The 11,554-nt window shown below is 72.1% G+C and carries 6 protein-coding genes and 2 pseudogenes; 6 read left to right on the forward strand and 2 right to left on the reverse strand.

The annotated features are described in order from the left end of the window. Positions 1 to 51: 51 nt before the first annotated feature. The 3 genes from ACQPXS_RS04925 to ACQPXS_RS04935 all read left to right on the forward strand — a co-directional run bounded on the left by ACQPXS_RS04925 (position 52) and on the right by ACQPXS_RS04935 (position 3,918). Positions 52 to 1,599 (forward strand): sugar ABC transporter ATP-binding protein, encoded by a 1,548-nt coding sequence (locus ACQPXS_RS04925; protein ID WP_433447270.1) that lies wholly within the window; start codon positions 52 to 54, stop codon positions 1,597 to 1,599. Next, complete coding sequence (locus tag ACQPXS_RS04930) at positions 1,596 to 2,687, forward strand: ABC transporter permease (protein ID WP_433447272.1); 1,092 nt, start codon at positions 1,596 to 1,598, stop codon at positions 2,685 to 2,687. Before ACQPXS_RS04925 ends, ACQPXS_RS04930 begins: the two co-directional genes overlap by 4 nt. 67 nt (positions 2,688 to 2,754) lie before the next feature. Beyond that, the gene (locus ACQPXS_RS04935; RefSeq protein WP_433447274.1) at positions 2,755 to 3,918 is read left to right on the forward strand and encodes a substrate-binding domain-containing protein; all 1,164 of its coding nucleotides are present in this window, start codon (positions 2,755 to 2,757) and stop codon (positions 3,916 to 3,918) included. A 46-nt stretch (positions 3,919 to 3,964) separates the two neighbouring features. On the opposite strand, the gene ACQPXS_RS04940 is transcribed toward ACQPXS_RS04935, so the two are convergent. After that, positions 3,965 to 5,185: an alginate lyase family protein gene (locus tag ACQPXS_RS04940; RefSeq protein WP_433447276.1), complete on the reverse strand. Its 1,221-nt coding sequence runs from the start codon at positions 5,183 to 5,185 to the stop codon at positions 3,965 to 3,967. A 672-nt stretch (positions 5,186 to 5,857) separates the two neighbouring features. Here ACQPXS_RS04940 and ACQPXS_RS04945 point away from each other — a divergent pair. From ACQPXS_RS04945 to ppk2, 3 genes and pseudogenes are all read left to right on the forward strand, one after another. Continuing rightward, positions 5,858 to 6,894: pseudogene (locus ACQPXS_RS04945) on the forward strand (PLP-dependent cysteine synthase family protein). Further along, positions 6,891 to 8,054 (forward strand): annotated as a pseudogene (locus ACQPXS_RS04950) (MFS transporter). Before ACQPXS_RS04945 ends, ACQPXS_RS04950 begins: the two co-directional pseudogenes overlap by 4 nt. Positions 8,055 to 8,184: 130 nt before the next feature. Then, complete coding sequence (gene ppk2, locus ACQPXS_RS04955) at positions 8,185 to 8,988, forward strand: polyphosphate kinase 2 (protein ID WP_433447278.1); 804 nt, start codon at positions 8,185 to 8,187, stop codon at positions 8,986 to 8,988. 45 nt (positions 8,989 to 9,033) lie between these two features. Here ppk2 and ACQPXS_RS04960 read toward each other — a convergent pair whose 3' ends face one another. Next, the gene (locus tag ACQPXS_RS04960; RefSeq protein WP_433447280.1) at positions 9,034 to 11,418 is read right to left on the reverse strand and encodes a phosphoketolase family protein; all 2,385 of its coding nucleotides are present in this window, start codon (positions 11,416 to 11,418) and stop codon (positions 9,034 to 9,036) included. Between the last annotated feature and the right edge of the window lie 136 nt (positions 11,419 to 11,554).

An 11,554-nucleotide genomic window follows, 5' to 3' on the forward strand; every position in this document is an offset into this window, starting at 1 on the left:
TCACTGGCGAAAGTCGGGAAGCAATCGCCATGCCGACCCCCGGAGATGTCCGTGCACGACCCTCCCGACACCTCTGCGAACGCGGTCAGGGCCTTTGAGGCCGACCCGCTGGTCCGCATCCGCGGGCTGGCCAAGCGGTTCGGCGGGACCCTCGCACTGGACGGCGTGGATCTCGACGTCCGGACCGGCAGCGTGCTCGCCCTGCTCGGCCCCAACGGAGCCGGGAAGTCCACGCTCATCAGGGTGCTGGCGGGCGTCCACCACGCCGATGCGGGCCGGATCACGGTGGACGGGCATCCGCTCGGCACGCGCGCCGCCTCCCGCAGCATGTCCTTCATCCACCAGGACCTCGGGCTCGTGGAGTGGATGACGATCGCCGAGAACTTCGCCCTGACCATCGGATACGCGCGCCGCGGCGGACTGATCTCCTGGCAGCGGACCCGGCAGCAGTGCGCCGACGCCCTGGGAACCGTCGCCGGGCACCTCGATCCCGACATGCCGGTCGCCCGGCTCGGCCCCGCGGAACGCTCGCTGGTCGCCATCGGCCGCGCCCTGGCCGCCCGCGCGAAGCTCGTCGTCCTCGACGAGCCGACCGCCCGTCTTCCCGCCCCGGACTGCGCCCGGCTCTTCCGCGTCCTGCATGACCTGCGCGACCGGGGGCACGGCATCCTCTACGTCACCCATCGCCTGGACGAGGTGTACAAGGTCGCGGACGCCTTCGCCGTCCTACGCGACGGCCGGCTCGTCAGTCACGGCCGGCTCGCGGGCCACAGCCCCGCCCGGCTGATGCACGACATCGTCGGCGAGGAACCGACCCGCCATCGCCCCGCTGCCGGCCTCGCGGGCGGCCCCGCCGTGCTTATCCTCGACGGGGCGCGGACCGTCGGCACGGGAGCGGTCAGCCTGGAGCTGAGGGCCGGGGAGGTCCTGGGCCTGGTGGGCCTCTCGGGCGCCGGGCACGTGGACCTGGGCCGCGCTCTCGCGGGAGCCCGGCCGTTCCTCGGCGGGCGGGTGCTCCTCGGCGGCAGGCCCTACAGCCCTCGCACGGTCGCCGACGCCGTCGCTCGCGGCGTCGGCTTCGTGCCCGGAGACAGACAGCGGGAGGGCTGCGCCGCGGGGCTGACCGTACGCGAGAACCTCATGGCCAATCCCGGTGCGGGTGGTCCGCCCGCACCGCGCTGGATCGGTCCCCGCCGTGAACGCGCCCGGGCCGCGCAGCTGATCGCACGGTGCGCGGTGCAGCCCCGCGACACCGAGGCCCCCCTCGCCACCCTGTCCGGCGGAAACCAGCAGAAGGTCCTGATCGGCCGGTGGCTGCGGGCGGACCTGCGTCTGCTGATCCTGGAGGAGCCGACCGCGAGCGTGGACATCGGGGCCAAGGCCGCGGTCTACCGCCTGCTCGACGAGGCGCTGGCCGCCGGCCTCGCGGTCCTGCTCGTCTCGACCGACTTCGAGGAGGTGGCGGACGTGTGCCGCCGCGCCCTGGTGTTCGTCCGCGGGTCCGTGACGGCCGAGCTGAGCGGTGCGGGCCTCACGGTCGCGGGGCTGACCCGGGCGGCCTCGGCCCTGCCGGCCTCCGGCACCGCCACGGACTCATGACCTCCCCGCCCTCGCCCTTCCCACGCCGTTCCCGGCCGCGCCGACGGGGCCCGGCCTGGCACCTCGTGAGCGCCTACGGCCTCCTGGTCCTCACCGCCCTGCTCTTCCTGGTCTTCTCCCTCACGCTGCCGCGTACCTTTCCCACACAGGACACCGTCGACTCGATCCTGTCCAACCAGTCGATCCCGGCCGTCCTCGCGCTCGCCGCCATGGTCCCCATCGTGACCGGCTCGTTCGACCTCTCCCTCGGCTACGGCCTCGGCCTGGCACACGTCATGGTGCTGCAACTCGTCGTCAACGACGGATGGCCCTGGCCCTGGGCCTGCCTCGTGGTGCTCGCCGGAGGCGCGGTCGTGGGCGTCCTCAACGGTGTCGTCGTCGAGTTCGGCCGGATCGACTCCTTCATCGCCACCCTCGGAACCGGCAGCATGCTGTACGCCGTGACCGGCTGGGTCACGGGCGGCGGCCGGATCGTCCCGGGCCCGCACGGCCTGCCGGCCGCCTTCACGGGCATCTACGACTCCAAGGTCCTCGGCATCCCGCTGCCCGCCCTGTACGTGCTCGTCCTCGCCGTCGCCCTCTGGGTGGTGCTGGAGCGGCTGCCGCTGGGCCGGTACCTGTACGTCATCGGCTCCAATCCGCGCGCCGCCGATCTGGCCGGCGTCCCGACCCGCCGGTACACCGTCTACGCGTTCGCCGCGTCGGGGCTGATCGTCGGCTGCGCGGGTGTGCTGCTGGCGGCCCAGCAGGAGATCGGCAATCCCAGCGTCGGCCTCGACTATCTCCTGCCCGCCTTCGTCGGCGCCCTCCTCGGCTCGACCGCGATCAAACCGGGCCGTCCCAACGCCCTGGGCACGGTCGTCGCCGTCGCCGTGCTCGCCGTCGGCCTCACCGGCATCGGACAGATGGGCGCCGACTTCTGGACGATCCCGCTGTTCTACGGCGGCACCCTGCTGCTCGCCGTCGGGCTGGCCGGCTACTCCGCCCGCCGGCTGCGCACCGGGGCCGACGCGGCCCGCGACGCGGCGGCCGCCGCGCAGCCGCCGCCGTCGGCACCCGGAGGCGGAACCGCCGGCATCGCTCCATGAGCTGCTCCAGGGCCGGACTCCGGCCTCCGGCCGCGCCCTGACGCTCGTCCCTCCGGGAGGAGTTCCCGTGCACCGAAACCGCAAGGCCGCCCCCCGTGCCGTCACGGCCCGGTCCGTCGCGATCGCGCTGCTGGTCGCGGCAACCGCCTTGACCGGCTGCGAGCGCGGCTCGTCGAACGGCCCCACGGCGTCCACCAACGGCCCGGGCGGCTGCCCCGCGGCCCAGGCCGGGGCCCGGGCCGCCGTCGCACGAGCGGAGCGGACCGGCACCGCCTGGAACGGTCCGACCAGCGGCCCTGCGGCGGTGTCCGGCAAGACGATCGTCTACGTCGCCCAGACCATGACCAACCCCGGAGTCGCAGGCGTCGCGAACGGAGTGCGGGACGCCACGAGAGTCATCGGCTGGAACGTACGCGTGATCGACGGCGGCGGCAGCCCCGCCGGCATCCAGGCGGCCATGAGCGAGGCCGTGGCTCTCAGACCCTCGGGCATCGTCATCGGCGGCTTCGACCCCGGTTCGACCTCGCGGCAGGTCGCTCAGGCCAACGCGGCCGGCATCCCGCTCGTCGGCTGGCACGCGGTCGCTTCCCCCGGCCCCAGCAGGCGGCCCGAGCTCTTCACCAACGTCACCACCCGGGTCGAGGACGTGGCGCGCATCAGCGCACAGTGGATCATTTCGCTCTCCAACGGCCGGGCCGGGGTCGTGCTCATCACCGACGCCTCGATTCCCTTCGCGAGGCAGAAGTCCGAGCTGATCCGGAAGGAACTCGCCACCTGTGCCGGCGTGCGGCTGCTCGCGTACGAGAACATCCCGATCCCGGACGCGAGCAGCCGCACCCCGCGTGAGATCTCCACCCTGCTCTCCCGCTTCCAGAGCAGGTGGACGTACTCCGTCGCCATCAACGACCTGTACTTCGCCGACGCCGCCCCCGCCTTCCGCGCGGCCGGCAAGCAGGGGGCGGGTCCGCCTTTCAACATCGGTGCCGGCGACGGTGACCCGTCCGCCTTCCAGCGCATCAACACCAGGCGGTACCAGGCCGCCACCGTTCCCGAGCCGCTGTCGCAGCAGGGCTGGCAGATCGTCGACGAGTTCAACCGCGCCTTCTCCGCTCGTCCCGCCAGCGGCTACGTCGCCCCCGTCCACGTCTCGACTGCCGCCAACAGCGCCGGAGCCACGACCTGGGACCCACCTGGCTACCGGGAGGCGTACCGCAGGGTCTGGGGCGGATGAACGTCCCCCGGAGTCTTTCGGCACGCCGCCCCTCGGCCGCCGTGGGTCAGTTGGGATTGTCACCGTTGGTGAGGGTCTCCCACGCCACGAACAGGTTGTTGGTGCCGGCCGGGCGGTTCTGCTCGGTCAGCGCCTGGGTGTTGGTCATGGCGATGCCCAGGCGGTTGTGCAGGGCGTTGTAGCCGACCTCGGTGACGGGACCGAGCCCCCGCTTCACGGATCCGCCGCACAACCAGCTCGGGACCGCGGCGCCGAGCTCGTACTTGGACTGGAAGCCGAGCGCCTGCCGCAGCCGTTCGCCGACGTCGGTGCCGTAGAGGTCCTGCCCCTGGATCCGGCTGGTCTCGGCGACGTGCGAGATGGCGGAGATGCCGTATCCGGTGTGCACGAAGTCGCGGCAGGTCTCCTGGGTGAGGCCGGTGACGAAGGTGGACTGGCCCTGCCAGTACGCGACGATCTTGTCCCGGGTGTTCAGGTTCTGGCTCGGTACGGTCTTGGGCAGGTCCCCGTCGGAGGAGAGGTAGACGTAGGCGGCCGTGCGGGTGCGGAAGCGCGCCATGGCCGAGTCGTAGGAGGCCTTGTCCTCCAGGAAGACGGAGATGCCGACCGCGGCCTCCGTCATCGTCAGTTCCCAGTTCCCGTTGGAATTGGAGCCGTTGATGACTTTGGGCAGGTAGACGTTGCGGAGCAGGGTGGCGAACCGGCCGGCGTCGGCCCAGGTGCCGGTGTAGGTGTACTTGATGAGCTCGGCGGCCTTGGCCCATGAGGCTCCCGCCCAGGCGGTCTGCAGTGGCGCGTTGCTGTTGGTGTGGTCCGTGAGCGTGGCGGACCAGGCGTCCATGAGCTCGATCGCCTTTCTCGCGTACCGCTCGTCGCGGGTGACGTACCAGGCGAGCGCGTCGGTGTGCGCCGCGATGGCGTCCTCACGTTCGTCCGTGCAGCCGTAGTTGGGGTCGGAGTACGGGCCGCACTCGACGACGGCGCGGGGTTTGGGGGTTCGGCCGAGGCTTGCGTACGGACTCGCCATCATCTGGTCGTACGCCGCCTTCCAGGGCTGAGCGCCCGCCAGGACCTTGCCGCGCGCGAAGTCGAGTTGGGCACGCGAGACGGTGACACCCGGGTGGACGAAGTCGGCGGGAGCGGCCTGCGCCCGCTGGGCGCCGGGCCAGGAGAGAAGTCCGGTGGTCAGCAGGGCGGCTGCTGCGGTGAGCGCGAGCGCGGAGCGGCGTGGGGACTTGCGACGACGTGGAGCGGGTGTTCCCTGCATAGGACACGTCCTCATATGTGAATGAAATGCGCCCCCTTGAATGAAGCGCTGACCGATGACCATAGGTACGGACCAATAGGTCGTCAAGCGCCCGAGAAGCATGGGGAGTTGGTGACGGTGCGGGTGGCACCTCGGAATGCGGACGGACACACGCGAACCGGGATCACCCGGGGCGATGTGCAGATATCCGACTACGGTGTGTGTTCGTGCGAGCTGGTCCGGCCCTCCCCCGAAGCAGCCGCTCCGTGCCGCGGGCCGCGCGGGCGGCGCCCGTCAGCTGCGAACAGCAGCGGGGTGACAGGCATCAGGAGACCACGGCAGGACAGAGCACCCCCGCGCACGACGACGACGCCCACCGCTGCGCCGTGGACGAGCCGACCGCACAGCCGCCGCGCCACCCCGGTCCGACCGGACCGCCCCTCCCTGACGTCCTGTGGTCCGAGCCTCCCGGGCCCGCACCGGCCATCCCACCGTCGGCACATCGCCACTCCCCACCGTCCCCGCCGCCTTCTCCGCGGGACACGCGCAGGCTCTCCTGGGCGTGTGGCGGACCTGATCGGCACCGCGCCGTGCCCGGCACCACTCGAGCGCACGGCGACCGATCGACTCCGCCCCCTTTCCCACCCATCGGCCGGCTGCCGGACACGGCGCCGGTCGCAGGAGAAGCACGCCATGAACCACCCCACCCGTACCGCCCGGTCGACGCCTGAGACCCATGCGCCGGCCGAGGCCACCCTTCCTCCGCACACCCCGGCCGGCCTCGTCGGCGACACCCCCGTCCTGTGGATCGGCGCACCCTTCACCGCCGCCGGCCGCGGCTTCCGGGCCAAACTCGAGGGCCACAACCCGGGCGGCGAGGCCGGCTCCGGACCGGTGCCCGCATCGTCGAGTCGACCTCGGGCACCCTCGGCCTCGGCCTGGCCCTGGCCCTGGCCCTGGCCGGTGCGACGTACGGCCATCCGGTCACCCTCGTCACCGACCCCGGCATCGAGCCGTTGATGACCGGCCTGCTCTCCGCGTACGGGGCAGAGGTCGACGTCGTCACCACGCCCCATCCGCAAGGCGGCTGGCAGCAGGCCCGCCGACAGCGCGTCGAGGAGCTGCTCGCCGTCCATCCGGACGCCTGGTGCCCGGACCAGTACGACAACCCGGACAACGTCGCCGCCTACGCCGCGCTCGCCCACGAACTGGTCGCCCAGCTCGGCGGCCTCTTCCCCCGCCTGCGGATCGTCGGGGTCGACGCCACCGGGTCGACGATCTTCGGCCAGCCCGCCGGATCCCGCCTCATGCGCGGCCTGGGCTCCAGCATCCACCCCCGCAACGTCGCCTACGACCTCTTCGACGAGGTGCACTGGGTCGCCGCCCCCGAAGCCGTGTGGGCCGCCCGGCGCCTGGCCCGCCACCACTACGCCAGCGGTGGCTGGAGCGTCGGCGCCGTCGCCCTCGTCGCACGCCGGCTGTCCCGCACCCTGCCCCCGGAGAACCGGATCGTCGCCGTCTTCCCCGACGGGCCGCAACGCTACGCGGGCACGGTCTTCGACGACGCCTACTGCCGCCGCCACGGTCTCCTCGGAGCCCGGCCGGCCGACGACCCCGACGAGATCGCCGACCCCCGGGAGCGCACCGTCACCCGCTGGACCCGCTGGACCCGCATCACCGACCCCCTCGCCGGTCCCGGACGGCACGACCTCGTGGGAGCCACCCGATGAACCAGGTGTGGCGGCAGACCCGCTCCTTCCCGCCCGCGGCGCCTCGCCGCCTGGGCCGTCGGCCTCGTACTCGGCGTCCGCACCTTCTCCCAGCAGGGCATGTTCCTCACGGCGGCACTCTCGCCGACCGCCTCGGCTACAAGGCCCCGATCATGGCGGGCTGCCTGCTGCGCACCCTGGGCTTCGGGCTGCTCGGCTGGGTCGGCAATCTCCCGGCACTCCTCGCGGCCTCCGCCGCGACGGGCTTCGCCGGTGCCCTGTTCAACCCAGCCGTGCGCGCCTACCTCGCCGCCGAGGCGGGCGAACGGCGCGTGGACGCCTTCGCCGTCTTCAACGTCCACTACCAGGCGGGCATGCCGCTCGGCCCGTTGGCCGGACTCGCCCTGCTGGCCGCCGACTTCCGGCTCGTGTGCACGGTCGCCGCCGCCGTCTTCGCCGTCCTCACCCTCCTGCAATGGCGCGCGCTGCCCGCACGTCATCACCGGCACACCGGGGGCGGCCGGCAGGACGGGGTCCTCGCGCAGTGGCGCTGCGTCGTGGCCAACCGGCCGTTCCTCCTCTTCTCCGCCGCGATGATCGGCTCGTGCGTCCTGACCTTCCAGGCCTACCTCGCGCTGCCGCTCGCCGCGTCCGACGCCCTCGGCGCCAAGGGGACCGCGGTCACCAGCGGGCTGTTCGTCGTCTCTGCCGCGGTCGCCGTCGTGGGCCAACTGCGGCCCACCGGCTGGGCCCAGGCCCGCTGGCAGCCCGGTCAGGCGCTGGTGCGCGGACTGACGGCCATGGGGCTCGCGTTCGTGCCGCTCGCCCTCAGCCCGCGCGGATCCTCGGTGGCCGTCCTCGTGTCCCTGGTCGTGACCGTGGTGCTGCTGGCGGCCGGATCCGCGATCGTCTACCCCTTCGAGATCGACACGGTCGTCGCCCTGTCCGGCGACCGCCTGGTCGCCACGCACTACGGTCTCTACAACACCGTCTCCGGACTCGGCATCACCCTGGGCAACCTCGGGACCGGGGCCCTGTGGGACTTCGCGGAGCGCCACGACGCCACCTGGCTGACCTGGGCGGCTCTCACGGCGACCGGCACGGCCTGCGCCGCGGCGGTCGCGACGCTCGCCCGAACGGGGCGCCTCACCGCACCACAACGTCAGCCCGTCGCGGCGTGAGACTCCCCTTCGCAGCTGCACCGACCGGAGAGCGTGCCGTCCGTCCGGCGGCACGCTCTCCCGGTGACGATGGCCCCGTACCCGGTCCCATGGCGCCGCAGCGGCCGCGGGGCCGGGAGACAATGGCCGCATGACCGACAAGAAGGCGTCGACGCTGTCACGCAAGACCTACGAGGCCGAACTGCTGCGGCTGCAGATCGAGTTGGTGAAGCTGCAGGAGTGGGTGCGAGCCGAGGGTGCCCGGCTGGTCGTCGTATTCGAAGGGCGGGACGCGGCCAGCAAGGGCGGCACCATCCAGCGGGTCACCCAGTATCTCAACCCCCGTGTCGCCCGGATCGTGGCGCTGCCCAAGCCGACGGAACGCGAGCGCACCCAGTGGTACTTCCAGCGCTACGTCGAGCACCTGCCGGCCGCCGGCGAGATCGTCCTCTTCGACCGGTCCTGGTACAACCGGGCCGGCGTCGAGCACGTGATGGGCTTCTGCACCAGGGAGGAGTACCAGCTGTTCCTGCGCCAGTGCCCGATCTTCGAGCGGATGCTGGTCGAGGACGGGATCCTGCTGCGCAAGTACTGGTTCTCGGTGAGCGACGCGGTGCAGCAGGAGCGGTTCCAGCACCGGCTGGAGGATCCGCTGCGGCGCTGGAAGCTGTCCCCGATGGACCTGGAGTCGATCACCCGCTGGGAGGCGTACTCCCGGGCGAAGGACGAGATGATGGTGCACACCGACATCGCCGAGGCGCCCTGGTACGTCGTGGAGAGCGACGACAAGCGGCGCGCCCGGCTGAACATGATGGCCCACCTGCTGTCGTCCGTCCCGTACCACGAGGTGCCGCCACCGGTGCTGGAGCTGCCGGAGCGGCCGCCGTCCACCGGCTACGAACGGCCGCCACGTGATCTGCAGACGTACGTCCCCGACCACACCGCGCAGCTGTGACACCCCCACCGTGCGCGGAGGACTCCACCTGCGACCCCGGGCCGCTCAGCCCTCCCACGACCAGTCGGCCACCTCGGGCATGTCCATGCCGTGCTCGCGGATCCAGTCGTGGTGGCGCTGCCGGGCGTCCGCCATGCGCTGGCGCAGGGCGGCCGACCGTACCGCCAGTCCGGGGACACGGTCGATGACGTCCATGACCAGGCGGTAGCGGTCCAGGTCGTTGCGCACGACCATGTCGAAGGGTGTGGTCGTGGTGCCGATCTCCTTGTAGCCGCGCACGTGCAGGTTCTTGTGGCCGGTACGCCGGTAGGCGAGGCGGTGGATCAGCCACGGGTAGCCGTGGTACGCGAAGATGACCGGCCTGTCGGTGGTGAAGAGGCCGTCGTACTCGAAGTCGGTCATACCGTGCGGATGCTCCTCGCTCGGCAGCAGGCGGGCGATGTCGACGACGTTCACCACGCGCACCGCCAGCTCGGGCAGTTCGCGGCGCAGCAGTTGGGCCGCCGCCAGCACCTCCTGTGTGGGCACGTCGCCGGCGCAGCCCAGTACGACATCGGGCTCACGGGTGCCGTCCTCGGTGCCGGCCCAGTCCCAGATTCCGGCGCCGCGCGCGCAGTGGGCCGTCGCCTGTTCCATCGACAGCCAGTCGAAGCAGGGCTGCTTGCCGGCCACGATCACGTTGACGTAGTCGCGGCTGCGCAGCACGTGGTCGGCCATCGACAGCAGGGTGTTGGTGTCCGGCGGGAAGTAGACCCGTACCGCCTCGGGGCTCTTGTTGAGGATGTGGTCGACGAAACCGGGGTCCTGGTGCGAGAAGCCGTTGTGGTCCTGGCGCCACACGTGGGAGGTGAGCAGGTAGTTGAGGGAGGCGATGGGCACGCGCCAGGGCAGGCGGCGGGTGGTGCGCAGCCACTTGATGTGCTGGTTGACCATGGAGTCGACGATGTGCGCGAACGCCTCGTAGCAGGAGAACAGGCCGTGCCGGCCGGTGAGGAGGTAGCCCTCCAGCCAGCCCTGGCAGGTGTGTTCGGAGAGGATCTCCATGACCCGGCCGTGCCGGTCGAGGTGTTCGTCGACGGGCAGGGTGGCGGCCTGCCAGGCCTTGCCGCTGGCGCCGTAGACGGCCTGCAGCCGGTTGGAGGCCGTCTCGTCGGGGCCGACCAGGCGGAAGTCACGGCGGTCGGCGGTGGCGGCCATGACGTCCTGGAGCATGTCGCCGAGGACACGCGTCGGTTCGTGCAGGGTGGCCCCGGGCTTGTCGACCGCCACGGCGTACCTCTCCAGTGGCGGCAGGGGCAGCTCGCGCAGCAGGAGTCCGCCGTTGGCGTGCGGCGTGGCCCCGAGCCTCCGGGATCCCTCGGGGATGCAGGCGAGGACGTCCGGGCGCGGGGCGCCGCGCTCGTCGAACAGCTCCTCGGGCCGGTAGGACCGCAGCCACTGCTCCAGTTGGCGCAGGTGCTCGGGGTTGTCCCGGACGGTGGCGAGCGGCACCTGGTGGGAGCGCCAGGTGCCCTCGACCGGCAGGCCGTCGACCTCGGCCGGGCCGGTCCAGCCCTTCGGCGTGCGCAGCACGATCACCGGCCAGTGGGGCCGGTCGGTGGCCCCGTCCTCGCGGGCGGCCCGCTGCAGGGCGGTGATGCGGTCGACGGCGATGTCCATGGCCTCGGCCATCGCGCGGTGTACGGCGGCCGGGTCGTCGCCCGTGACATGGATCGGATCGTGGCCGTAGCCCCTGAGCAGGTCGTCGAGTTCCGCCTCGGGGAGCCGGGACAGCACGGTCGGGTTGGCGATCTTGTAGCCGTTGAGGTGCAGGATCGGCAGGACGGCGCCGTCGTCGACCGGGTCGAGGAACTTGTTGGAGTGCCAGGAGGCGGCCAGCGGTCCGGTCTCCGCCTCGCCGTCGCCGATCACACAGGCGACCAGCAGATCCGGATTGTCCAGGGCGGCGCCGTAGGCATGGGCGAGGGAGTATCCCAGCTCGCCTCCTTCGTGGATCGAGCCCGGGGTCTCCGGCGCGACATGGCTGGGCACCCCGCCGGGGAAGGAGAACTGCTTGAACAGCCGGGCCATGCCCGCGGCGTCCCGGGTGATGTCCGGATAGGTCTCGGTGTACGACCCCTCCAGCCAGGAGTTGGCCAGGACGGCCGGGCCCCCGTGGCCCGGTCCCCAGATGCACAGGGCGTTCAGGCCGCGGGCCTTGATGAGGCGGTTGAGGTGGGTGTGCACGAGGTTGAGGCCGGGTGAGGTGCCCCAGTGACCCAGCAGGCGCGGCTTGATGTGCTCCGGGCGCAGCGGTTCGGTCAGCAGGGGGTTGGCCATGAGGTAGATCTGGCCCACGGAGAGGTAGTTCGCGGCGCGCCAGTGGGCGTCCAGCGTGGCGAGCTCCTCGTCCGTGAGCCCGGCGGGCGCCTGCTGCGTGTCGACGGACATCGGGATTCCTTCCGGATCGGACGGCGGTCGGGGCGTGACGCATGCCCGGGCGGGCACGGCACCCACCCTGCGGCGGACCGCCGGGTACCCGACAGGGCCGTTCGGTCCACGGCCGCCGGCAAGGCGGCCCCTTGGG

Origin of the sequence: Streptomyces sp. CA-142005 (assembly GCF_050942335.1) — a bacterium.
Lineage (GTDB): Bacteria > Actinomycetota > Actinomycetes > Streptomycetales > Streptomycetaceae > Streptomyces.

Bases quoted from the DNA above. Each gene is read 5' to 3' on its own strand.
- ACQPXS_RS04940 (WP_433447276.1), bottom strand. From the start codon at position 5,185: ATGCAGGGAACACCCGCTCCACGTCGTCGCAAGTCCCCACGCCGCTCC.
- ACQPXS_RS04960 (WP_433447280.1), bottom strand. From the start codon at position 11,418: ATGTCCGTCGACACGCAGCAGGCGCCCGCCGGGCTCACGGACGAGGAG.
- ACQPXS_RS04930 (WP_433447272.1), top strand. From the start codon at position 1,596: ATGACCTCCCCGCCCTCGCCCTTCCCACGCCGTTCCCGGCCGCGCCGA.
- ppk2 (WP_433447278.1), top strand. From the start codon at position 8,185: ATGACCGACAAGAAGGCGTCGACGCTGTCACGCAAGACCTACGAGGCC.